22 protein-coding genes and 1 tRNA gene are annotated in these 22,944 nt (G+C 42.4%); 9 read left to right on the plus strand and 14 right to left on the minus strand.

Annotation, left to right across the window (positions count from 1 at the left end; genetic code table 11):
- The first annotated feature begins 63 nt into the window (after window positions 1-63).
- The 7 genes from Q0413_RS05895 to Q0413_RS05925 all read left to right on the plus strand — a co-directional run bounded on the left by Q0413_RS05895 (window position 64) and on the right by Q0413_RS05925 (window position 5,835).
- The gene (locus Q0413_RS05895) at window positions 64-852 is read left to right on the plus strand and encodes a histidinol-phosphatase (RefSeq protein ID WP_298988060.1); all 789 of its coding nucleotides are present in this window, start codon (window positions 64-66) and stop codon (window positions 850-852) included.
- Between the two features lie 195 nt (window positions 853-1,047).
- A complete protein-coding gene (gene glnA / locus Q0413_RS05900; RefSeq protein ID WP_297941424.1) occupies window positions 1,048-2,475 on the plus strand; it encodes a type I glutamate--ammonia ligase in 1,428 nt (475 codons plus the stop codon).
- A 122-nt stretch (window positions 2,476-2,597) separates the two neighbouring features.
- Window positions 2,598-3,860, plus strand: a complete 1,263-nt coding sequence (locus Q0413_RS05905) for a ComEC/Rec2 family competence protein (protein WP_298988061.1) — start codon at window positions 2,598-2,600, stop codon at window positions 3,858-3,860.
- A gap of 79 nt (window positions 3,861-3,939) precedes the next feature.
- Window positions 3,940-4,230: a YciI family protein gene (locus Q0413_RS05910; protein WP_297941828.1), complete on the plus strand. Its 291-nt coding sequence runs from the start codon at window positions 3,940-3,942 to the stop codon at window positions 4,228-4,230.
- Window positions 4,196-4,675, plus strand: coding sequence for a hypothetical protein (locus tag Q0413_RS05915; protein ID WP_298988062.1), 480 nt, complete (start codon window positions 4,196-4,198; stop codon window positions 4,673-4,675). Before Q0413_RS05910 ends, Q0413_RS05915 begins: the two co-directional genes overlap by 35 nt.
- Window positions 4,666-4,974 (plus strand): GNAT family N-acetyltransferase, encoded by a 309-nt coding sequence (locus tag Q0413_RS05920; protein ID WP_298988064.1) that lies wholly within the window; start codon window positions 4,666-4,668, stop codon window positions 4,972-4,974. Before Q0413_RS05915 ends, Q0413_RS05920 begins: the two co-directional genes overlap by 10 nt.
- A 15-nt stretch (window positions 4,975-4,989) precedes the next feature.
- Window positions 4,990-5,835, plus strand: a complete 846-nt coding sequence (locus Q0413_RS05925; RefSeq protein ID WP_298988066.1) for a hypothetical protein — start codon at window positions 4,990-4,992, stop codon at window positions 5,833-5,835.
- Between the two features lie 645 nt (window positions 5,836-6,480).
- On the opposite strand, the gene Q0413_RS05930 is transcribed toward Q0413_RS05925, so the two are convergent.
- The 14 genes from Q0413_RS05930 to Q0413_RS05995 all read right to left on the minus strand — a co-directional run bounded on the left by Q0413_RS05930 (window position 6,481) and on the right by Q0413_RS05995 (window position 21,125).
- Window positions 6,481-6,909 carry a hypothetical protein gene (locus Q0413_RS05930; protein ID WP_298988067.1) on the minus strand — a complete coding sequence of 143 codons (429 nt, stop codon included), beginning with the start codon at window positions 6,907-6,909 and terminating at the stop codon, window positions 6,481-6,483.
- A gap of 35 nt (window positions 6,910-6,944) precedes the next feature.
- Window positions 6,945-7,298 carry a hypothetical protein gene (locus Q0413_RS05935; RefSeq protein WP_298988068.1) on the minus strand — a complete coding sequence of 118 codons (354 nt, stop codon included), beginning with the start codon at window positions 7,296-7,298 and terminating at the stop codon, window positions 6,945-6,947.
- Window positions 7,299-7,314: 16 nt separating this feature from the next.
- Window positions 7,315-7,926 (minus strand): hypothetical protein, encoded by a 612-nt coding sequence (locus tag Q0413_RS05940; protein ID WP_298988069.1) that lies wholly within the window; start codon window positions 7,924-7,926, stop codon window positions 7,315-7,317.
- Between the two features lie 32 nt (window positions 7,927-7,958).
- The gene (locus Q0413_RS05945) at window positions 7,959-8,297 is read right to left on the minus strand and encodes a hypothetical protein (RefSeq protein WP_298988070.1); all 339 of its coding nucleotides are present in this window, start codon (window positions 8,295-8,297) and stop codon (window positions 7,959-7,961) included.
- Window positions 8,290-8,769: an Imm41 family immunity protein gene (locus Q0413_RS05950; protein ID WP_298988071.1), complete on the minus strand. Its 480-nt coding sequence runs from the start codon at window positions 8,767-8,769 to the stop codon at window positions 8,290-8,292. Before Q0413_RS05950 ends, Q0413_RS05945 begins: the two co-directional genes overlap by 8 nt.
- A 4-nt stretch (window positions 8,770-8,773) precedes the next feature.
- Window positions 8,774-9,046, minus strand: coding sequence for a hypothetical protein (locus Q0413_RS05955; RefSeq protein ID WP_298988072.1), 273 nt, complete (start codon window positions 9,044-9,046; stop codon window positions 8,774-8,776).
- A 188-nt stretch (window positions 9,047-9,234) separates the two neighbouring features.
- Window positions 9,235-9,570, minus strand: coding sequence for a hypothetical protein (locus tag Q0413_RS05960; RefSeq protein ID WP_298988073.1), 336 nt, complete (start codon window positions 9,568-9,570; stop codon window positions 9,235-9,237).
- Between the two features lie 107 nt (window positions 9,571-9,677).
- Window positions 9,678-10,040 (minus strand): hypothetical protein, encoded by a 363-nt coding sequence (locus Q0413_RS05965; protein ID WP_298988074.1) that lies wholly within the window; start codon window positions 10,038-10,040, stop codon window positions 9,678-9,680.
- A 2,208-nt stretch (window positions 10,041-12,248) separates the two neighbouring features.
- Window positions 12,249-13,475, minus strand: coding sequence for a tyrosine-type recombinase/integrase (locus Q0413_RS05970; RefSeq protein ID WP_298988075.1), 1,227 nt, complete (start codon window positions 13,473-13,475; stop codon window positions 12,249-12,251).
- A gap of 252 nt (window positions 13,476-13,727) precedes the next feature.
- Window positions 13,728-13,804 (minus strand) — tRNA-Arg (locus Q0413_RS05975).
- 13 nt (window positions 13,805-13,817) lie between these two features.
- Window positions 13,818-14,198 (minus strand): response regulator, encoded by a 381-nt coding sequence (locus tag Q0413_RS05980; RefSeq protein WP_005869488.1) that lies wholly within the window; start codon window positions 14,196-14,198, stop codon window positions 13,818-13,820.
- 14 nt (window positions 14,199-14,212) lie between these two features.
- A complete protein-coding gene (locus Q0413_RS05985) occupies window positions 14,213-18,766 on the minus strand; it encodes an ATP-binding protein (RefSeq protein ID WP_298988076.1) in 4,554 nt (1,517 codons plus the stop codon).
- Window positions 18,767-18,931: 165 nt separating this feature from the next.
- Window positions 18,932-20,734, minus strand: coding sequence for an excinuclease ABC subunit UvrC (gene uvrC, locus Q0413_RS05990; RefSeq protein ID WP_298988077.1), 1,803 nt, complete (start codon window positions 20,732-20,734; stop codon window positions 18,932-18,934).
- Complete coding sequence (locus tag Q0413_RS05995; protein WP_298988078.1) at window positions 20,715-21,125, minus strand: hypothetical protein; 411 nt, start codon at window positions 21,123-21,125, stop codon at window positions 20,715-20,717. The genes uvrC and Q0413_RS05995 overlap by 20 nt, the downstream gene beginning before the upstream one ends.
- Window positions 21,126-21,152: 27 nt before the next feature.
- On the opposite strand from Q0413_RS05995, the gene Q0413_RS06000 reads away from it, so the two are divergent.
- Complete coding sequence (locus tag Q0413_RS06000) at window positions 21,153-21,353, plus strand: hypothetical protein (protein ID WP_298988079.1); 201 nt, start codon at window positions 21,153-21,155, stop codon at window positions 21,351-21,353.
- Between the two features lie 54 nt (window positions 21,354-21,407).
- Complete coding sequence (guaA, locus tag Q0413_RS06005; protein ID WP_298988080.1) at window positions 21,408-22,943, plus strand: glutamine-hydrolyzing GMP synthase; 1,536 nt, start codon at window positions 21,408-21,410, stop codon at window positions 22,941-22,943.
- Window position 22,944: the final 1 nt, after the last annotated feature.

The raw sequence follows: 22,944 nt of genomic DNA on the forward strand, positions 1-22,944 counted from the left end.
CTAGTGATTTTTTAAGCACGATTTTACTACAATTTAGCCAAAATTTTATTTAAGGAGCAGTTGATGCGAGCCGATCTACACAACCATACCTATCTTTGCAACCACGCTAACGGCGAGCCGCGACAGTATTTGGAAGCGGCGATCGCACGAGGCATAGAAATTTTCGGCTTTGCGGATCACGCGCCGATGAACTTCGATCAAAAATACCGAATGAACTTCGAGCAGATGGAGCTTTACGAGCGGATGATTAGGGATCTGCGGGATGAGTTTAGCGGGCGGATCGACGTGCGGCTGGGATATGAGGTCGATTTTATGACGAAAAAAGAGCTAATGGATGAGCGGATTTTCGCGCGCGAGGTCGATTATCTCATCGGCTCGGTGCATTTTTTAAACAACTGGGGCTTTGATAACGAGGAATTTTTAGATCAGTGGAGCGGGCGCGAGATAGACGACGTTTATCGAGAATACTTTGCGCTGATCTGCGCGCTGTGCAAAAGCAGTAAATTCGACATTTTAGGGCATATGGATCTGATTAAAATTTTTAAATTTACCCCGAAAAAAGATATCAGAGTTTTAGCGGGCGGCGCGATAAACGCGATCAAAAAAAGTGGCATCGTCGTGGAGCTAAACTCCGCGGGGCTTCGCAAGCCCGCAAATGAAATTTATCCAAGCGACGCGCTTTTGGCTATGCTAGCGGATGCAGACGTGCCGATCACGCTTAGCTCGGACGCGCACTCGGTTGCCCAAGTAGCGCTAAACTACGATAAAATTTACGCCAAAGCGTGCGAGTTCGGCTACGATAAGATCGCCGTTTTCAAAAATCGCGAGCGGCAGTTCGTAAGTCTGGCGTAAATTTTAACGGCAGCCGCTTTTAAATTTTAAAAGTAGCGGCGCCGCAAATTTTAAAATTTAAAAAGTTTCGGCGACGCAAAATTTTAAAAATCGCGGCGCGCAAAACGGCGCGCAGATAAAGTCGAATTTCAACTAAATAATGTTAAAATCCGCCGTTAAATTTAGCCCGAATACGGGCGGAAAAAAGGAAAAAATATGGGAAAATTTGTTAATGACGTGAAGGAATTTTTTAAATTTTGCGATGAAAACGAGGTCGAGTTCGTGGATTTTAGATTTACCGATCTAAAAGGCACCTGGCACCACGTCGCTTACAACTACAAGCGCTTGCCGAAGGACTTCGCCGAGGGAATTCCATTCGACGCGAGCTCGGTAGCGGCGTGGCAGCCGATCGATAAATCCGATATGATGCTAAAGCCCGACGTGCAAACGGCGTTTTTGGATCCGTTCACCGCGGACGTTACGATCATCGTCATCTGCGACGTTTACGACATCTACAAAAACGAGCTTTACGAAAAATGCCCGCGCTCGATCGCTAAAAAAGCCGAGCAGTTTCTGCAAACTACGGGTCTTGGAGATACCTGCTATTTCGGGCCGGAGAATGAGTTTTTCGTTTTCGATGACGTAAAGATCATCGACGATATGAACTGCGCGATGTTTAAGGTAGATACCGAAGAGGGGCATTGGAACAGCGGCAAAAACTACAAAGACGGCTTTAATAGCGGCCACCGCCCGGGCGTAAAGGGCGGCTACTTCCCCGTCCAGCCCGTCGATTCGATGGTCGATCTGCGCGCCGAGATGCTAAAGGTACTTGAGCAGATCGGGCTTGAGACCTTCATCTGCCACCACGAAGTAGCGCAAGGACAGGGCGAGATCGGCGTTAAATACGGCACTCTCGTCGAGGCTGCCGACAACGTGCAAAAATACAAATACGTAGTAAAGATGGTCGCGCACCTAAACGGCAAGACCGCGACTTTTATGCCAAAGCCGCTCTACGGCGATAACGGCAGCGGAATGCACGTGCACCAATCGATCTGGAAAAAGGGCAAAAATACCTTTTACAAAAAGGGCAACTACGCAAATTTAAGCGACGCGGCAAGATGGTATATCGGCGGCGTGCTAAAGCATGCGCGCAGCGTCGCGGCGTTTACGAACCCGAGCACCAACAGCTACAAACGCCTAATCCCGGGCTTTGAGGCACCGTCCATTCTAACTTATTCGAGCCAAAACCGCTCCGCTTCGATCCGCATCCCTTACGGCAGCGGCGAGCACTCGGTGCGAGCCGAGATGCGCTTCCCCGATAGCACCGCGTGCCCGTACTTGGCGTTTGCGGCGATGCTGATGGCGGGAATCGACGGCATCAAAAACAAAACCGAGCCGGTCGGGCCGATGGATGAGAATTTATTCAAACTGCACCTGGATGAAATTCGCGAGCGCGGCATCGAGCAGCTTCCGCACACGCTTCGCGGCAGCCTAGAGGCGGTGATCCGCGATAATGAGTATCTGCGCCCGATAATGAGCGAGCTTTTTATCGAGACCTATCAGCATTTTAAATTTGAAACTCAGGTTTGGCCTTACGAGGCACGCCCTACGCCGTTTGAGTTTGCGACGAATTATTCGTGCTAAGACGGGCTTATCTTATGCCGCAATGCCGAAAAATTTGACTGGGCAGTGCGGCATAAGGCCTTGGAATTTTAAAATTTCGCCGCACAAAAGTTTTTAAAATTCTACCGCATGCGCGAACTTAAATGCCGTCCGTGAAGCTTCAACTCTTTTACCGCAAACGTGAAATTTTATACTTTCTGCTCATTTTGCTTGGAATTTTATCGCTAAATTTAGGTCTAAAATTTTATGAATTCAAAGAATTCCGCGCGAAAAACTATGCCTTTTACGACGCGCAAATTTTAAACGCCTACGCCAAAACCAACGAGCGCGGCCGCACCTACACGGTATTAAAGCTCAAAACGGCGGATTTCACCCTCTACACGACCGCTGGGCTCGGGCGGGAATTTCACCGCTTCGCGCGCGTAAATATCGGCATCGTAACCAAAAACGTAAAATTTTTAGATTTTTTAAAGCAGCGCTTTTACGCGCCAAATTTTAAAATTTCAGCCGAGACCGCGCCCTCCGGGGCAAAATGGCGCGCGATAAGCTTCGTTCGCGCCCAACACGAAGATGAGATAACGGCGGATCTTTACTCCGCGCTGTATTTTGCGACCGAAATTTCAAAACCGCTGCGCGCTAGCGTGACGAACTGGGGCATAGCGCACATCATCTCGATCAGCGGCTTTCATCTGGGCATTATCTTTAGTACGGTCTTTCTGCTTGCAATGCCGATCTACCGCTATTTTCAGGATCGCTACTTTCCGTACCGCAGCGCGAGGCGCGATCTTAGCGTCTTTGTGATCGTGCTGATGAGCGGATATCTCTTCGTGCTTGATTTTACGCCGAGCTTTCTGCGCTCGCTTGCGATGTGCTGCGTGGGGTTTTACCTCGCGATGCGAAATTTCTACGTACTTAAATTTACGAACCTCTTCCTAACGATCGCGCTTCTGCTTGCGTTTTTCCCGCACTTAGCCTTTTCGATCGGATTTTATTTCTCCTGCCTCGGCGTACTGTATATCTTCCTCTACCTGCACCACTTCGCGCCTAAATTTAAGCTCTGGCAGAACGTCATACTTTTTAACCTCTACGTTTGGCTCAGTATGAACGTAGCGGTCTATTATTTCTTCCCGACCGCCTCGCTGCAGCAGCTTAGCGTCATGCCGCTAGGATACGCATTCGTGATCTTTTATCCGCTAAGTATATTTTTGCATCTATTAGGTCTTGGCGGCGCGCTCGATACGCCGCTGCTTGCGTTTTTAAATTTTACTTTGCCGAGCTTTCAAGCGCAAATTCCGCCGCTTCTTTTCGCGCTTGCAAACATCTGCGCGCTTGCTGCGATCAAGCTTCGATATGCAGCAGTTGCGTGCGCGATAATCGGAATTTCGCCGATATTTTTTATAACGTAACGCTTGAAAATTCCAGCGGGAATTTTATCCGTTGGAATTTTATGCTAAAATCGCGCTTCAAATCTCACAAAGGATCAAAATGTTTATTGCAAACCTCACCTACGTCAAGGACGCAAGCGAAGCGGACCGCTTTATCAACGAGCACAACACGTTTTTAGATAAATTCTTCGCGGCGGATAAATTTATCTGCTCGGGACGCAAAGTCCCTCGCACCGGCGGCATCATCTTAATCAACGCCAAAGACCGCGCGGAACTTGATGAGATCATCGCACAAGATCCATTCTTTCAAAACGGCGTTGCAAAATACGAGATCATAGAATTTGCGCCGACGAAATTTGCGCCCGAGTTTTGGCGACTTTTTAGCGAATAAACGGCGCGGGTTAAATTTTAAAATTTACGCGCCTTACGTAAAACAAACGGCGATCAGCTTCGAATATGACGTGCCCAGCGCCGCGGAATTTGCGAAGCGCATAGAGCAGACGCTGCAAAGATACTCTTATCTGCTCGCCTACGTAAGCGACGAGGCGGCATGCGCGGACGACGAACGGAATGAAAATTTTAAAATTTCTGCGATCGCAGCGGGCGCAGGAAGTGAAATTTTGCCCGTAGACGAGGCGCGAAATCGCGCAAGCGCTGCGGCGAAACAAAATAGCGCAAATTTAATCGCCTCGGCAAAACAAAGCGGCGTAAATTTAAAACACGAACAAATCCTCGGCTATGCCTATGCTTCGGTTTTCAAAGAGCGCGCGGCATACGATTGGTCGGCGGAGAGCTCTGTTTATGTATCGCAAAACGTGCGCGCTTTTTGGGTATAGGCAGGCTGCTCTACGAAGCGCTAGAGCGCACGCTCAGGGCTCAAAACATCGCAAATATGAACGCTTGCATCGCTTGCGGTGATGACGAATATCTAAACGACGCAAGCGTGCGCTTTCACGAGCGCATGGGCTTTCGCTTCGTCGGCAAATTCGAGCGCTGCGCCTATAAATTCGGCCGCTGGTACGATATGGCATGGATGCAAAAGCCGATCGGCGAGCATCCGCAAAATCAGCCCGCGATGAGGCCTTTCGCGCGCTTTAGAGATGAAATTTGCGCGAGCGCGGGCATTGAAATTTAATTTAAAGGAAAAACTTTGACTCGTTTTATCATTGACGACGAAAATATCGACGTAGATAATATCTTCGACGTCGTAAATTTAAAAGAGGGCGACGAGCTAAATATCGTCTCCAACACCGCCAAAAAGATCGGCACCTTGACCCTTGCGCGTCTATCGAAGATGGGCGTTAGCATAGGCGAGGTTTTTACGATCGGCAAGCAAAGAAAGGACTTCGCCGATAAGATCATCGTGTTTTTGATGGGCAAGCTCTGCGGGCAGGAGGGCAAGATCGGTATCGTCAGCAACGATAAATTTTACGACGACGTGATAGAATTCTTTAATAATCTAAACTACCGCAAAAATCCGAAATTTGAAAAGATCGGCCTAGCCTCGCATGCCGCAGGAGCGGGCGCAAAGCAAGGCAAAACAAGCGGTGCGGCGGAGAAAAAAGCCCAAAAAGCGGAACCGAAAACTGCAAAGCAGGAGCCAAAGGTTCAAAAGCAAGGGGTAAAAACCGCGAAGCAGGAGCCGAAGGCTGCAAATTCTAAAATCGTCAAAGCGGACCTTGCCGCAGCGGAGGCGCTGATCCCGCAGTGCGTGAGCCTGCAAGCCCTCTATGCCGCGTGCGTCGCAAAGCTCGGCAGAGCCAAGGGCTGCGAGGCCTACCGCGAGATCAAGGACGGCGCGCGGACGCGATACGCGAGCATCGCCTACGATAGCGACCTAAAAGACGGCGCCGTAAGGCGAAACGCGATCAAGCTCTACCGCAAAAGTGGCGGCGATATGGCAGAATTTCACAACAAGCTGACGAGCGAATACAAACACGCGGGGCCTGAAATTTATAAAGAATTTAAAGAAAAACTCGTCGGAAAGACGCTCTAGGCGCTTCGGGCACTGGGGTTTGAGGCGCAGCGATAGTATGGCGTCGCGACGTAGCAGCGCACGGCCTAGCGGCGTTAAGATGCGTCGTTACGGCGTGCGGCGATATGATGCAGCGCAACTAAACGCAACCGGAATGAAACTATTTGCTTGCGTGGCATTGGTTTTATTTTCGCTGTATACAACCAAGCAGAACCCAGGCGCTTATACATAGCAACAGAGTAAAGATATGTAGGATAAATTTCATTCTACCAGGTCTAATACGGGGCTAATCATAATTAAAGTTATACGGTTTGTAGCCGAAAATGTGCAAGGTCTTCAAAGCGAGCTCCCTGACCTCTATCCAGGATTTGTTCTGATATACTAGATAGTCATAAGTATCTCCCTCTAGCAAGCTTTGATCTTTAAAGTATCTATCTATGAGCTCCAAAAGTTCTCTTAGCGCATCCCTCTCGTATGGTAAGAAACAAAATTCGAATTGCTCCAATAAAGCGTTTTTGCATTCGGTATATAAAAGTTCCGCCATTTCCGAAGGACTTTCGTAATGTTTAGCCGTAGTATGAACGATATATTTATCTTGATTGTTCCAAAGAAGCCATTCGAGTTAAATGGAACATAAGATCGCCCTTTTTAAATATCTCTTTTCCGTTAATTTGCATTTGGGTTTTCTTTTATTGGGATGTGGGTTTCGTTGGTTTTGGATTTTAAATCCCCGCGCTCATAAAAATTATCAAGAGTGAAACCAAGTATATTCAGTAGTCTTAATGACTTCTCCATTATCTTTTTCCAAATTTCAGGCATATTATCATATATCTCATCGTAGTCATATTTGCTATAAAAATAATCGATCATTTCTTTATACTCTGCTATGGCTTTTAGTTCTGTTTCTGTAAATAGAAATTTGTATTCTGGTCTCTGGGCTATCTCTAGAGGATTATATACATATTCGACTAATTCGCCCGGTGTTGCATATTCATCGATAGTGGAATTATTTATATATCTAATCTGATGTTTTCTCGATGCAAGACAATATAAAGGCTCGACGATAAAAGCCTTTTGTGCATTATTTTTCTGCATTTGGGTTTCCTTTTATTTCGCATTGATACGACCAACTAAAATTGCTTAAAAATGCTATCGTCGGTATCGCTTACATTATAACCCATAAAATTTAAAAAATCTTTCGCTTCTTTACGTAGTTTTTCCCAAAGAGGCGTTTTATATATATCTTCATTGGGAAGACTTTTTATCTTATCTCTCATTGCTTCACATCGTTCTAATTCATCTTGCGTAAATTCTTCCTTAAATGATTGCGCCTCTATGCAGGCACTGCTTAGATCCTCTAGCAATTCTTCCGGCGATGTATATACATCGGCATCTGCATCGGCATTATCAATATACTTTGTTTGAAATTCAATTGACGCTAAAGCAAAAAGTGATTGCAAAAGTGCTTTTCTTCCTCTCGCCATTTTATTCTCCTAAATTTCATGTCCCGTACCACTTCGTTACATTTCCTTCTTCGTCGGTATCAACCTCTATGTGTTCGTATTTGTTGCGAAGGCTAGGAATTAAAATTTCATCATAATATTTTTTGTCACATTCAGTGATAAACATATACATATTATGATGGCACCACCGATTCGGCTCTTCCCAAAAGGCGCTGTCTGCGTGAGTATGATTTTTTAGATATTCGTATGGGCGAGCTATAAATTTATCTAAATTATAAAAGAAATTTTCTCTTAAAATTTTCCATTCTTCAAATTTTCTTATATTTAAATTTATATTAGCGCTAGTTTTATATTTTATGTCGGTATCTATGAAATTATTTAGATAAAACTGCCCAAATAGCATTATTAAAATATCTCTTACATCCTCATCGCATAAACTAAAATTATGAATTAATGTGCTGACGATAGAGTCGGTCTCATAGACTTCGGTACTTTTCATTAGGCTAAACGCCTCAAGCTCATAAAAATCCAGCGATCTTTTCTCGCTTGCAGCTTGAAAATCTTTAAAAATCTTAAACCTAAAATCTTCCGCTTCGCTAAAGAAATATACGTATGGACTTAAATTTAAATCAAGCGCTTTTATTCTCATTGTATACCGTCCAAACTACTGTTTTTCGCATTTTAGTATTGTTTTGCATAATAAATTTTTCCCTGCTCTGTTTCTGTTACGCAAAAATATTTGCTATTTACGCCGACCGGCTCATAATTTTTATCATCCCTTAAAATATTTAAAATTTCAGATTTATCACATATCTCTTTTGTTTCTGTATCATAACCCCAATTTGAACTAAACAATCTTATATAACCTTGCTCGTATAAGGACAATAAAATTTTTTTCGCTACTTTAAGCGAATTGGCAATGTTAATAGAATTTAATTCCCAAACGATTTCCCATAAAGAGATATAATCGCCATCTTCAACTATTCCCGATAAAATAGTTAAAATCGTCTTTTTATTCATTTAAAACCGCATTTCCTTTTAATGGAATTTTAACTACCGCACCGTCTTTGCTATTTTTAGCATAAGACTCCAGCGTACAATTTTCATAGAAAAATTTGATTTTATAAAAATTTTCATCCCCTGATGCAACCGCCAATAATAAGCTTTTTATACGGCGAAATCTATCGAAAATATTTGGCTTTGTATCTTCTTGATATTCATACGTTTTAAAACATTCGCTTTTTGCGTCTATATCTACGTCGCGCCAACTTCCGTTTAGAAATATATCATTAGAGATAGAAATAATGCCTTGCATTATTTCCGGGTCCAACTCTTTGTTTTTATAATGCCGCAAAATCTTTTTTAAATCGGCTTCCAATTTCCAATATTCATCATCGGACCATAGATTATTATCCAAAATCATACCTATAAAGGAATTTGCATCATATCTATCATCAAATGCGGTATTTCTATAAAAATTTACAAGATTCATTGCATTAATCCTTTGGAACATACCAAAAACCGCTATTGTCAAGCTTTTGTTCGAATACGATGCTGTTGCACAGAACGTTTAATCTTTCAAATCTATCATATATGCTAGGCACTACGCCGTCGCTGTTTTTCGCACACAATATATTGCTTACATAAATTTCCGATTTGTCCTCCACGCCGATAACATCATTAAATACCCCTAGTATTGCGACGAAAATTTCTCTTGGAAGCGTTTTGTTATGATAAAAGCTCAAAATCTGCATTAAAGTTTTATCCAACTCCCAATAGTCGCAATCCGACCAAGTTTTTTGATAGATAAATTTCCGACAAATGAATTGATGCTGAATTTATCAGAATTCGTTGAATTTTGGTATAAAAGCTCTAAGTCCATCAATCACCGTCCTTTTTTCATTCTCTATTAAACATTTAGCCATCTTTATGGTAAATTTGCGTTTATAAAAATCTATTATTTTCTGTTTGATAGCTCTTTAGATAGAATTTCTGAATCAGGATACAATTTTTTCAAAAATTCTATCTCTTCTTGATCTAGCTCATCTAAAACCTCTTCTGTCGGTCTTTCGCTTAAAATTTTTCCATAAACCAAACTCAATCGCTTATATGCGCGCGGGTTACCATTCTTTTCAAATTGCCTTATTATAGCAATTCTGCACTCTTTTGTTATTTCGGTATCGCTCATAAAAAGATCTTTTATATCGCAAGAGGCGCTTTGCTCTTTATATAGATAAAATATCCACGCAAATAATATTATAACGGCGGCAATAAAGTAAATCTTATTTTTCATGAAATCTCTTATTCTTTTGGCTTCCTATCTACGTCATATAGATGCATGACTTCATCCATGTTAATCTTTTTTTCCTTTCCGATCCGCTCGGTACATAATGTGAAATTTCACTCCCTCAAAACGCACTTTTTTAATAAACCAACTATAAAGTCGTTATTTGTGCATAGATCTAAATTTCCAGAATGAAATCTTTTAATAAAATTTAGCTCTTCTTTGTCTAATTCTTGCTGCGCCTTTTTATCTACACAATATCTATCTAAAAAATATCGCTCATAAAAATAGAAAAGTCGCCTATATGCCCCGCTGTTGCCATTATTAGCCCGTCGTATCAATTTTAGTCTGCATTTTTGCTCCATACGATTGTAGTCTCGCCTCAACATATCGTTAATATCACAAGGCAAAAAACTTAGCGCCAAAAGAACAATATAAATACAAAGAAATATACTAAGTATGATGAGAAAAAATTTCATTTTATATCCTTACTTATTTTGGGCTTTTTAGATATAAAAAATAAATCATAGAATTTGCCGATTTAATTAGTAATAAAAGTGGTGTCCTGCGTTGAATTTTTACAACCCTCAGAATTCCCCCGAACACTCGATTACAGAATATTAGTATATAGTCTTTTAAAAAAACTATATAAAAATATTTATCGTCTTTTAAGGAAACTTTAAATAATAAGCAAAAATGAGTTAAGAAGTTTCAAACCTTAAGAAATTTAGCTTAAGCCTTGTATCAGCTCAAGGTTTAAAATCTTAAGGAGGCCGATTAATACATTTTCACTAAATGCCTTAAGCACCTATCTGTAAGATGTTTATTCTTTAAGGCAGAGAACAAATAAAAAAACAGATAAAGCTTAAAGCCTTCTTTGTCCTTATGAACAAGGGGATTATATTAGAAAGATCTTAAAAGCTTCTTAGCTCAAATTTATTAATCTCTTCTTTTACTTTCATTTACATATAAAAAGTCTAAAGACTTAGAGGCTTCTTTAAAAGTATAGAGGAAGCTATGCTATTTTCTTGTATAGTATTAAGATAGCCAAAGACTTTTAAAATATGGGAGAGCGATTAAAAAATGAGGGGTTGCCACCCTCAATACTTCAATCTCTCTTCTATACCTAAATAGATTCAATATCTTTGCGATACTCAAGCATTCTATTAGAGTAAAGCCCAAAATATCAAAAGCAAGGCTACACATAAAATATCCTTAAAAGGGATAGGCTAAGAGGTTGCTCTATCTATGATAAAAGAGCTGCTTTGGCAAATAATATCCCCCACAAGCGATAAAAATATATTAAGATCAATACTATTTATAATATAGTACTAGGCAAAAAATACTCCTAAAAGAAATAAAAAATTTATTCTATCCACTAGATATATAAAATTCCGCCTATGCAATATAATATCCCTACAAGGAATAATCGCAACGGCGGTAGCAGACGAGCAAATGCTCCGCTAGCGACGAGCGAGGCAAGCCCCGTAACCTTTAACGGAGGCGCTACCTCCACGCGGCTTTTCAGATAGCCCCCTTGATCAAATTTAATGCACTTAGGCAATAAATAAAACGAAGAAGAAGGCTATCTAGGGAAAAAACTCTAGGGGCAAAAAGACGTTACATCTTTAGAATTTAGTTAAAACAGAAGCTTTTTAGATTAATGTGCGAAGCTATAACGCACCTCTGCGATTTTTCTTATTACCCCAAACCGCCAGCGGGGAACTAAAGATTAAGAATGCTTGATAAGTGTTTAAGCTTATCAATAAAACATTACCGATAACGTAACCCATCGAAAAACCGTAATATATAAACTTTAAAGGTTACTTCAAAAAGCCAAGAAGCTTTTTAATATATAAAACATTCTTTCTCCTTAGTAAAAACATTATAAGGATATTTTAAAAAATACCTTATGAAAATAATATAGCTAGAAAACAAAAAAATGGTGTGAGCTGTTTTAAAAGACGGGGGTATTTTAATTAAACCTGGGTCTAAAGGCAATGAAGCAACCTGGAATCTATGAAGTTATGAAGGCAATTAAAGTAGGCCTCCTATTAGAGTTGGGGAGCAATGAAGCACAACCTACAAACCGAGCATAAAAGATATGAAAGCCATATATGCAATATGCAAGAAATTCCTAGTAAAAAGCGTAAAACTAAAAAGAATAGAAATGCTTCAGAATTTATATAAGCTATCGCGGCCCTATCCTCGCAAGCACTCGCCTTCAGTATCAAAAGAAAGAAGGCGAGCGCTAAAAAGGAGGCAATGCACTAAAATGAGGGCGAACGCTTAGGAAAGGAGTAGTAAAGAAGTAATATGCAGAAAGGAAAAGCCAGCGCTTTTTTGAAGAAAATAAAGATAGCTTACACGTTAATTACGGTAAGCTATAGAATGACAAACTGCGGATAGGTGTCGTTCAACTCCCTATCTCACCGTCTTTCCGCTTATCCGGAAATTTTTAAAACACATGGCATATAGACTTAAAGGCGCTATCCATAGTAGAAATGTGATCTTAAGGCTCAATTCTATACTTAAGAATAAAATTTAAGCTCCTTGTGGCATTATAGCATTTATGGATTATCGCGTTCGTGGAGCGCGCAAGCTTCTCAATAGGTTTAGAATAAAACTCTGCAATTAAACTGTATAAAACTTCACAAGAAGCCATTCCTTTAGCTCGCCTTTACCTTCTAAAATTTAAACCCCAACCCCTTTAAATAACCTAGCCACCATGTTAGAACCCTACGCGTATTCTCAATATTCGTAGCTTTGTTATAAATCTTTTGTATCTCTCTTTGTGCATGAAAAAGGGTACGTTCAATGCTATAAGGATCCAGCTTATTCTCATGTATTTTTTCATATGCAAAGGTTTCTAGTATCTTTCTAAAAGAGTGAAAAACTAGTCTATTCTTAGCTATTACGGGGGCATAGGTTTTAAGCGCTTTAACTAGAGTCATATCGCTTAGTACCTCTCCTTGCGTATTGGCAAAGCATAACGGGCAGCTACTATTATGAGCGTGTAACCTTTGCAGCCATTGCCCTACTTCTCTAGGAAGTCCCAGATGTTCATCTCCATTGCTTTTTACCTTATTCTCATCTTGTGGAAATAGTAAGTAGTATTCTCCATCATCACCTATTTTTAAATGCTCATGGGTTAAATTTCTTACATTTGAGCTTCTTAGCCCCGTAAGCAGTCCAAAGATCAAAGCGTTCTTAACACCTATTTGATGAGGATAGTTCATGATAAATTTAATAAGTACGGTTAAATCCAAGTCATCTTTTATATATGGGTATTCGCTATGGCGAGGTATATTATAAAAGTCCTTAAACACCTCTTCTGCAAATAATGGATTTTTGGAAATATCTCTTATGCGAGCATATCTGAATAGTCTTTTAATAAGTTTGAATAAAATTTCTAAGGAGGCATACTTCTCATTATCGTAATAATAATCCAGTATCGGCATAATATCCTTTTTGCTTATCTTGTTTATATCTTTGTCGCAAATATCCTTTAAAGCTTTAAAGCTCATATCTCGTCTTTTAGAGGTTGCTAATGCAACATTGCCGTTATGTCTGCGAAACTGTCTATAAACGCTTGCCAGAGTATTTTTAGCAGGAGTCAGCTTAGCAGAATTATCTATCATTAAACCTTTAAGAGTTTCTTTGGCTTCACTTAAGCTTATCTCATCTGCATTACCTAAAGACTTAATCAGCTTGCCGCCTATGCAATAGTGATAGTGCCTATGGATTGTTTGCTCTCCCTTTTTAGTAAATGAGCGGTAAAATCTAACTGCTATATGCTCATCTATCATTTCTACCATAGTGTTTTTGCGATGAGGCAGGGAGAAATTTCTGATAACTTTATCGGGGTCTGTTTTAAAAGCCGGATCGTCTTTAATCTTAGAAAAAACCTTCATAACTGCTTGTCCTTTAAAATTTCATATAGTTTCATAGGACAAATTATAAAAGTTTCCAAAGAGTTTAACAAGCTTAAGAGCTACTATACATTTTTTAATATATAGTAGTTTCTCTTAAACTACCTGTATAATCTAGCGTTTTTAGTATTTGAAATTTTTTTGAAAAAATTTGAAAAAGCCGTTTTGAAAAACCCGTAAAACAGGGCTTTCAAAAAAATCAAAAAACTAAAAATAGGGGGAAAATTTGATAGATGGTGTCCCCGACAGGATTCGAACCTGTGGCCTCAAAATTAGGAATTTTGCGCTCTATCCTACTGAGCTACGAGGACAAAAATCGGCAATTTAATCGCCGATAATATTCATAACGTCGTCTAGTTTTTTGTGAAGATCTTTGTCATTGATGGGCTTTGTCATAAAGTCATAAGCACCTTTATTTAAAGCCTCTCGTTTAGCGGTCTCGTCCGTCGTAAGGACGATGACGGGGATATGAGCTATACTTTCTCTAGCATGAAGATTATCTAAAAATTCCAGCCCATTCATCACAGGCATTACGATATCTAATAAAATCAAATCAACGGGCTGAACTTCGAGTACGGCAAGGGCGTCCAAGCCGTTTTTGGCTTGGAGTATGGTTTGGAATTTGCCGTATTTTTTTAGCATAACTTCAAGTAGCTTTAAATTTATAGCGTCGTCATCAACCGTTAAAACTTTCAAATCTCTCATTTAAGACCTCATCCTTATATATATTTTTGTGCGAGTTTCTCAAGACCCGACTTGGTGATATTGTAACTAGCGACTTCGCTAAATAGTGGATTTTCATCGTTGTCGTTAGAAAACAGAACTAGCTTGGTCGCAGACGCTTTTCGGCGCAAGCTCTCTAACGCCGCTAAGTCTAGCCCTGCTAGCTTTTTATCAATCAAAACAAGCTTATAACTACCCGTAGCCGCCATAGAAATAAGCTGGTCGAAATTGCCCGCAATTTCTACGTCTTTATACTGGTGTTTTAATATGCTGGCAAAAATTTTACTTTCCATAATGTTTGCCTTACATATAAGTATATCTTTTGTCGGCACGCGCGCACCCTTAGCTTTCACTACGTCATCGGAAACTATGCTTTTTTTAGGAACTAGCTTCATTATTGTCTTTGGCACTTTGACAGTTTTAATGACCGTCTTAGGCACCTGGCGTTTGACAAGCTTTTTAACCAGCTTCTTTGTAGTTCCACCGGCGGGCGCTGCATCAGATCGTTTATCGCCGATAAAATTATCTAACATTTGAGCTAAGATATCCTTTTTGATCGGCTTAGTGCAGTATTCGTCAAGTCCTGCTGCCATAAATTTCTCTCTATCGCCCTTTAGCGCATTGGCAGTAACAGCCACGATCGGGATGTGGCGGAGATTATTCTCGTGCTCGTATTGCTTGATCTGCTTTGTAGATTCGATACCGTCCATAACAGGCATCGAAATATCCATAAATATGAGATCATAGTCGTTATTGGCTTTTCTGGCTTCCAGCGCCAAAAGTCCGTTTTCGACTATCGTCAAATTCATATTAAAGCTATTTAACGTATGCTTCATAAGCTTTTGATTGATCTCATTATCCTCCGCAATAAGGATTTTGGCGTTATATTTTCTATTGACCAAAGGTACATTTTCATCGGCAGGATTTCGCTCTACCGGCACTTCAACCTCTTCTTCGACTTCGACATCCTCTTCGACCATAATAGTTTCTTCCTGCTGCTCGTCTTCGTATACGGTGACGGGCACCTCGACCATCTCCTCTTCCTCAGGCTGCGGGATAACTACCGGTTCGACTTTTACGCTAACAGGCTCGATCTCGGGCTCTTCGACATGGTCGTTTTGAGTAGCAGGCTCCACCTTCGGAATATCTACAGGCTCCGGCTCAATACTCGGCTCTTCGGCAGGAATATTTTGAGCCGCTGGTTCTACTACTGGCGTTACCGGTTCAGACTCGATATTTGACGGTCCCTGTTTAACCTCTTCAAGTTTTGGCTCTATAGGTTTTAGTTCAGGCTCAATTGTTATCGGCTCTGGCTCAACAGCGATAGGTTCTGGCTCAATTATCTTTTTAGTTGGAATTTCAGGTTCTGAAAGTTTAACACTTGAAATTTCATCTTCATGAGCAGAAACACTTGAAGTATCAGGCTTCGAAGCTTTAGCGATAGGAATTTCAGGCTCGGTTTTAACGGCTACCGGAATTTCTTCTTCTACGCTTGGAATTTCAACCTTTTTGGCAGGCTCTTGTACCTTGGCGCTCGGTTTGATATCCGAAAGATCGATATCTATATCAGGAATTTCAATCTCAGCCTTAGGCGTCTCAATCTTAGCCTTTGGAATTTCTACTTTTGCAGGCTCAGCCTTTACTTCTTCTTCCTCTTTCTTAATCTTAGGAAGCTCTATTTCGATATCAGAAAGATCGATGCTAGGAGTTTCGGCTTTAGGAGCCTGGGTCTGCGCCGCATGTGTTTTGAGCCCCACAAAATCATCAGGAATTTCCAAAGATATAGGCTCATCGATATCGGTCTGGACATCCTTTGTGCTTGAAGGCTCTACCTTTGGCTTTTCTGCGCGCGGGATTACTATTTCAGGAATATCAATATCGATCTTTGGCGATTCAGGCTCTGTCTTTTCAATCTTAATATCGTTCATAGGCTCGATATCTATAGGCTTAATGACCGGCTCTTCCACCTTAGGGGCTTCTTTTTTGAGCTCTTGAGCGATACTAGACTTACTAACAGCCTCCTCTTTATGCGCAGAATGAGCCTCGGCATCATGCGTACGCCTTCTGCTTTGCAAGATAGCGCGTAGCTCGTCTGCCGACGAAGTAGTAGCATGTCGTAATTCATCGAGCTTGTTGATGATAGGTCTTTCTTTTACTACCGGCTCTTCCATAATCATTTCATCAGGGGCGATAGGCTTTTCCACCTCGGCATCCAGCTTAATCTCATGCGTCTGTGGAGCAAAATCCGATCTGCTTAAAGCAATTCCAGATTTTGAAATTTTATCTAGCGTCTTAACGAATTTAGTTAAATTAAAAGGCTCTGTGAGGGTAAAAATTTTGGAATTTGAAATACTAATACTTTGAAGCTCTTTTGGCTTAAGAGTTAAGATCGTAGGCATACTCAATATATCGCTAACCTCGCCGTAATTCTTAAATCTAGTGATAAGAGCGTCATATTTGTTATTATTTTGCGCTGAGCGGAACTGCGCGTTCGTATTAAATATCGAAATTTTACCGCCTAGCTTGCTGATATAATTTTTAACGATATCATTATACATCGTATCGGCGCTATCAGCTAAAAGCGCGAAATTTAATCCTTTGATGCTTTCAAATACTGCGTCTGCATCAGTCTTTTGAGTCTCTTTAAAAGCAAGGGTGAAGTAAAATCTAGTACCCTTTCCTACGGTAGATTTGACCTGAAGCTTGCCGCCCATCATAGCTACGTATTTAGACGAAATCGTAAGTCCAAGACCCGTTCCACCATATTTGCGCGTGATTGTAGAGTCAGCTTGAGAGAAGGCGTTAAATACATTTGCGAGCTTATCTTCAGAAATTCCAATGCCGGTATCTTCTACGCTAAACGTTACGATCGCCTCTCCCGGAGCTTTGCTAGGCTCCCTTAAAATTTCAACTACGATAGTGCCATGCTCAGGCGTAAATTTGACAGCATTTGACATGAGGTTGATAAGAACCTCTTTGATCTTCGTGATGTCTCCGTATAGGTGGTGTACGAGCGTAGGATCGATGTAGAGCAGGATGTCGATATTCTTTTCGGCAGCCTTGGCAACGTAAATTTCAACCGCGCTTTCGAAATCTTGGATAGGATTAAATAAGATATCCTCAAGCTCGACCTTATTGCTTTCGATCTTAGAGACATCCAAAATGTTATTAATGATCGTTAGAAGGTTTTCGGACGATTTTTCGATGGTATCAACGTAATCGCGCTTCTCCTCATCCAAATCGGTATTTTTAAGAAGCTCCGTAAAGCCGATGATGCCGTTAAGCGGCGTCCTGATCTCGTGAGACATATTGGCTAAAAAGATCGATTTTGCCTTGTTGGCATCCTCCGCAGCGCCCTTTTGATACGCAATCAGATCGAGCGCGTCCTCGATAAGCGAATATGCCTTGTTAACACCCTCACTAGTCCTAACGTCGATATGCTCGTGCTGATTCGTCAAATCGCCGATTCGGCTAAGCACGTTGCCGAGGTCGGTAACGTTCTGTCTTAAACGTCTTGTAATACCCAAGGCAAAAACGACCAAAATAGCCGCTAAAACCCATATGCCAAGAGCGATAAATAGGTTTCTTAGCCTTTGCGCTAAGTAAGTATCGGCATGCGCTGCAAGCTCAGCATTGATCTTTTCAGAAATTTCGCTTAGTTTTTTATATTTAAGTGTAGTAGAAGCAAACCACTCTTGAAAAGGTACGCTATAGTGTCCCTCATCCGCTTCTTGCTGCAATGTGGCTGAAATTTTAGCAGTCTCTCTTAATGCATTTTGAAATTCCTCTCCGTCTAGAATTTTTAAAATCGCGGCTCTAGCATCAGATTCCGGCAAGAAGTAATAATTAGGAAGCGAACTAGATAGGTTGAAGCTAGCCCAAGTCCTTAGCTGCGCCTGATTCATCGCCTTGCTACCGATAATGTATTCGATAATATAGTCGCGCTCTGATGCAGTGGCATCCATCGCTTCATAAGTATTAAGCAATGAAACCGTCCAAACGGTGATATTTGAGCTTACAAGACCCTCTCTTAGCACTCGTTGGATTTTTTTTACATCATCGTCGAATTTTTGAAAATATGAGCTGAAAAGCTCACCGAAGCTTTTGCTTTGAGCATCGACATCCCTTCTTATCTGCGGAAGTTTGTCTAATAAACCGTCTATATCGGTCTCAGCAGCTAAAAGTTCGTCATTACCGGTGCCGTAAGCGAAAATATCAAAAATAGTCTTTTTTACGACATTTTCGCTAATATTTTTGCTTTCTTTATACTTTGCAAGCGCATCGTCGGTTTTTTTGCGTTGACCTGATAGAAGGGTTCCCATACCGGGGTTTCCCTCGCTACCCAAAAACGCCGAAGTGATACCGCGCTCTTTATCTACCTGCTCTACTAACGCTGCGAGATTGCTGTTTTTAGCAATCTGCTGCTGCAAAATTCCCACTCTGGCGTAATCCTGCAAAGAGATAAACAAGAAATATGATGCAAACGCGAAAATCAAAAGTAACGGGATACCGCTAACAAGTCTCAAAGCACTTGTAGTATTTAAATTCATACAAAATCCTTCAAAGCGCAGCTTACGCGACGTTAAATTTTATTCAACCGGAGAAACGAAGTCGCTTCCGTCACGCTAGGCGGAGACGATTTAGCCGTCCTGCAAAGTTAATGGGTGATTTTACTAAACAAATCTTTAAATATAGCTTTTTGCGTTAGGTTTTCGTTAATGATTGTTTAAAATTTTTTCGGCGGTTTGGATATTCGTAAGCGATCTGATCTCATCGAAGCTCGCCGCATAAATGCTCTCAAAATCGCCGTAAAAGTCCAAAAGCTTCTTCAAGCTTCCCTTGCTAACGCCCAAGCTTAGCAGTTTTGAGCTTTGCAGATCGAGTTTGCGTTTGCTCTTTTGGTGGAACGAGATCGCAAAGCGGTGCGCCTCATCGCGTAGGCACTGAAAAAACTGAAGTTTCTTATCATCCGTAGGCAGCGAAAAAATTCCGCTTTTCGTGCAAATTTTATCTTTCGCAGCTCCCTTTGCGCGGTGAGCTTTAGCGTCGATCTTTTCCTTAGAGATAGCGATTATATCGACGTTTGCTCCGACGCTGCAGATTATTTCCTCCGCCAAGTTTAGCAGAGCCGTTCCGCCGTCGATAAGCCACAGATCGGGCGCTGCGAGCTCGTCAAATTTAAGCGCACGGCTAGTTAGATACTCGCGCATCTGATCGTAGTCGTTGTTTGAGCTAAGGTGCTTGTGGCGGTAGTTTTGCTTGTTAAACTCGCCGTCTTGAAAGCTTATCATAGCCCCCACGGCCGCGGCGCCGAACATATGCGAATTGTCGAAAACTTCGATATTTACGGGCAAATTCGTAAGATTAAAATAATCCTTCAGCTCCTGCAAAAATGCGTAATCGTGGGTTTTTAGATGCTTTTTGATATTGATCTCACAGTTTTGATATGCGATCTCGCAAATTTTACGCTTCTCGCCGATTTTCGGCGCGTAAATTTTAAAGGCTCTTTCGTGCCGCTTGGATAAAATTTCACGTACCAGATCCGCATCGTCAAACTCGTCGTAGACGTAAATTTTAGCGCACGCCACGGGAGCCGCGGCCGGAAAGGCGCTTAAGATCATCTGTTTGTAGGCGTTTGCGATATCATCGGCGCTTGGGGCTTTGCAGTTGATTATATGCGAGCTTGAAGCCGAAATTTTACCCTCGCGTATGCTAAAATGCACGGCGCAGACGAGCCCGTCGCGTGCAGCAATCGCAAAGACCTCGAAATCATCGAGCTTTGCCAGATCGACCTCGACCTTTACGTTCATCTGCTTTAAAATTTCAATCTTATCACGGATCTGCGCGGCTTCTTCGAAATTTTCGCTCTGCGCGAGCCGCGCCATCCGATCCTGAAGCTGCGGCACCATTTTTTGCGGATTTTTCAGAGCCGCAAGCGCACTCTGCACGATACGAGCGTAATCTTGCTTTGAAATTTTATCCTCGCACGGAGCGACGCAGCGCCCGATTTGATGGAATAAGCAAGCCTTTTTGCCTTTGACGCAATTTTTCTTCTGCACGAGCGGAAACTGCATGTAAAGCGTCTGTAAAATTTCCTTCGCGCCGTGAAAATAGGGACCGAAGTATCTGATGTTTCTGCCCTTTACGATCTTTCGCGTGATCTCAAAGCGCGGAAAGTCGTCGTCTAAATTTACGTAGATATATGGATAGGTCTTATCGTCGCGCAGTAGGATGTTGTATTTGGGCTTGAGCTGCTTGATGAAGGAATTTTCCAGTATCAGCGCGTCGCTCTCGCTGGGCGTTACGATGTATTCTAAATGCACCGCCTCGCTTATCATCTTGGCGATGCGCGCGCTTAAGCGCGGGCTCGGCGCGAGAGCGGGCGTGAAAGAGAAGTAGCTTTTGACGCGATTTTTTAAAATTTTAGCCTTGCCGACGTATAGAAGCTTGCCCGCGGCGTCGAAGTACTGATACACGCCGGGTGCGGCAGGCAGGCTCTTAATCTCCTCTATTAGCAAGGATCAGCCCTCTTATCTCTTCAAAAATTTTATAAATTTGCGGATCTTGGATTTTGTTTTTAAACTCCCCCTTTGCGTGCTCCAAAGATAAAGCTTCGCCATCCCGGCGCAAATGAGCTTTATAAATTTGCGCCCTTCTTCTGCTCATTACTCTATCTGCGACGAAAAATTTTATATCGCGCACGCCGCAAAGCTCCGCCGTCTCTCTAGCGGCTACGAAGCGCTTTAATACGTCTTTTATTAAATTTATATTACTATCGCGTTTTAGTTCGCAAAGCCCCGCCGGATGCTTCGCGGCTATCATCAAAATGCCATCTTTGACGTAGATGAAAGCGATCAGCCTTTGCCAACTAAGCGGCAAAATCGCTAAAAACTCGCCTCTTTCTCGCATCTTGGCATATAAAGGATCTTTTCTGATATGAGCTATTATTTCTCTTGCATTTTCCATAAGCGGATTTTAGCATTTTTTATCTTAGTTTTGCTTAGCGGCTGCGGATACAAAGCACCGCCTTTTTACTCGGACGCGGATGAGCAAACCGTGAATGCAAAGGCATCCGCCGCGGATGGCAACAAAACAAACGACGCGAAAGGCGGCGTTAGAATTTTACGCGATAAATAGCCTACTTTTAGCTTTGCTTTGTTATACTTTTAAAAATTTTTACAAAGGAATTTCATGCAAACGGCAGACATTTTAGTGCTGGACTTCGGCTCTCAATATACCCAGCTGATCGCTAGGCGCTTGCGCGAACAAGGCGTTTACACCGAACTGATCGCATACGACGCGCCGATCGATAAGATAAAAGCGAAAAACCCCAAAGGTCTTATTTTAAGCGGCGGACCCGCTAGCGTTTACGCTAAAGACGCGTATTTTTGCGACGATAGAATTTTTGAGCTTGGAATTCCGATTTTAGGTATCTGCTACGGCATGCAGCTCATCGCGCATAAATTTGGCGCTAGCGTCGTGCCTGCGGGCAAAAAAGAGTATGGCAAGGCTTCTTTAAAGCTGCTTCGCGCTAGCAGGCTATTTGGCGGCGTGGAGGATAACTCTACTGTCTGGATGAGCCATTCGGACAAGGTCGAGAGCCTGCCGGAGGGCTTTGAGGTGATGGCAAGCTCGGATGAAAGTGAGTGGTGCGTATTTGGTGACGAGACCCATAAAATTTACGCGCTGCAATTTCACCCCGAGGTCTGCCACAGCGAGTTCGGCGATAGAATTTTAAAAAATTTCGCCAAAGAGATCTGCGGAATAACCAGCACTTGGAATATGGGTAGCTTCGCCAAAGAGCAGATGATCAAAATAAAAGAGCGCATAGGCAGCGCCAAAGTGCTTTGCGCGGTAAGCGGCGGCGTGGATAGTTCGGTCGTAGCGGCGCTTTTGGCGCATGCGGTGCCGCAGAGCCTGATAGCGGTTTTCGTCGATAACGGCCTGCTCCGCGCGGGCGAGCGCAAGGCGGTAGAGGAGATGTTTAGGCTCAAACTGGGCGTGAGCCTAGACGTGATCGATGCTAGCGAGCTATTTTTAAGCAGACTAAAAGGGGTGGTCGATCCCGAGCAAAAACGCAAAATCATCGGCGCGACCTTCATCGAGGTTTTCAGCAAAGAAGCGGCAAAATACAAAAACGTAAAATTTCTAGCCCAGGGTACGCTCTATACCGACATCATCGAAAGCTCCGTCGCAGGCTCAAGCAAAACGATCAAAAGCCATCACAACGTAGGCGGGCTACCTAAAGATATGAAATTTGAACTGATCGAGCCTCTGCGCGAAATTTTTAAAGACGAAGTGCGCCAGCTGGGACTCGAGCTAGGTCTTTCGCGCGAAGTCGTTTTCCGCCATCCATTCCCAGGTCCTGGCCTTGCGATCCGCATAATGGGCGAGGTAAATACGCCAAGCCTTGAGCTACTACGCAAAGCCGACGTGATCCTGCGCGACGAGCTAAAATCAAGCGGCTGGTACAACAAAACGTGGCAGGCGTTTTGCGTGCTGCTAAACGTGCACTCAGTAGGCGTCATGGGCGATAACCGCACTTACGAAAACGCCGTGTGCATACGCGTAGTGGACGCCAGCGACGGCATGACGGCTAGCTTCTCGCGCCTGCCTTACGACCTGCTAGAAAACGTCTCTCGCCGCATCATAAACGAAGTGGACGGCATCAACCGCGTAGTTTACGACATCTCGAGTAAACCGCCCGCAACGATAGAGTGGGAGTAAG

Origin of the sequence: uncultured Campylobacter sp., assembly GCF_938045465.1 — a bacterium.
GTDB lineage: Bacteria > Campylobacterota > Campylobacteria > Campylobacterales > Campylobacteraceae > Campylobacter_B.

Excerpts from the sequence above, each read along its gene's own strand:
- Q0413_RS05940 (WP_298988069.1), bottom strand. The coding sequence starts at position 7,926 with ATGAGAATAAAAGCGCTTGATTTAAATTTAAGTCCATACGTATATTTC.
- Q0413_RS05945 (WP_298988070.1), bottom strand. The coding sequence starts at position 8,297 with ATGAATAAAAAGACGATTTTAACTATTTTATCGGGAATAGTTGAAGAT.
- guaA (WP_298988080.1), top strand. The coding sequence starts at position 21,408 with ATGCAAACGGCAGACATTTTAGTGCTGGACTTCGGCTCTCAATATACC.
- Q0413_RS05970 (WP_298988075.1), bottom strand. The coding sequence starts at position 13,475 with ATGAAGGTTTTTTCTAAGATTAAAGACGATCCGGCTTTTAAAACAGAC.
- Q0413_RS05950 (WP_298988071.1), bottom strand. The coding sequence starts at position 8,769 with ATGAATCTTGTAAATTTTTATAGAAATACCGCATTTGATGATAGATAT.
- Q0413_RS05965 (WP_298988074.1), bottom strand. The coding sequence starts at position 10,040 with ATGAAATTTTTTCTCATCATACTTAGTATATTTCTTTGTATTTATATT.
- Q0413_RS05910 (WP_297941828.1), top strand. The coding sequence starts at position 3,940 with ATGTTTATTGCAAACCTCACCTACGTCAAGGACGCAAGCGAAGCGGAC.
- Q0413_RS05935 (WP_298988068.1), bottom strand. The coding sequence starts at position 7,298 with ATGGCGAGAGGAAGAAAAGCACTTTTGCAATCACTTTTTGCTTTAGCG.
- Q0413_RS05895 (WP_298988060.1), top strand. The coding sequence starts at position 64 with ATGCGAGCCGATCTACACAACCATACCTATCTTTGCAACCACGCTAAC.
- Q0413_RS05980 (WP_005869488.1), bottom strand. The coding sequence starts at position 14,198 with ATGAGAGATTTGAAAGTTTTAACGGTTGATGACGACGCTATAAATTTA.
- Q0413_RS06000 (WP_298988079.1), top strand. The coding sequence starts at position 21,153 with ATGAGCTATTATTTCTCTTGCATTTTCCATAAGCGGATTTTAGCATTT.
- Q0413_RS05930 (WP_298988067.1), bottom strand. The coding sequence starts at position 6,909 with ATGCAGAAAAATAATGCACAAAAGGCTTTTATCGTCGAGCCTTTATAT.
- Q0413_RS05995 (WP_298988078.1), bottom strand. The coding sequence starts at position 21,125 with ATGCGAGAAAGAGGCGAGTTTTTAGCGATTTTGCCGCTTAGTTGGCAA.
- glnA (WP_297941424.1), top strand. The coding sequence starts at position 1,048 with ATGGGAAAATTTGTTAATGACGTGAAGGAATTTTTTAAATTTTGCGAT.
- Q0413_RS05985 (WP_298988076.1), bottom strand. The coding sequence starts at position 18,766 with ATGAATTTAAATACTACAAGTGCTTTGAGACTTGTTAGCGGTATCCCG.
- Q0413_RS05905 (WP_298988061.1), top strand. The coding sequence starts at position 2,598 with ATGCCGTCCGTGAAGCTTCAACTCTTTTACCGCAAACGTGAAATTTTA.
- Q0413_RS05960 (WP_298988073.1), bottom strand. The coding sequence starts at position 9,570 with ATGAAAAATAAGATTTACTTTATTGCCGCCGTTATAATATTATTTGCG.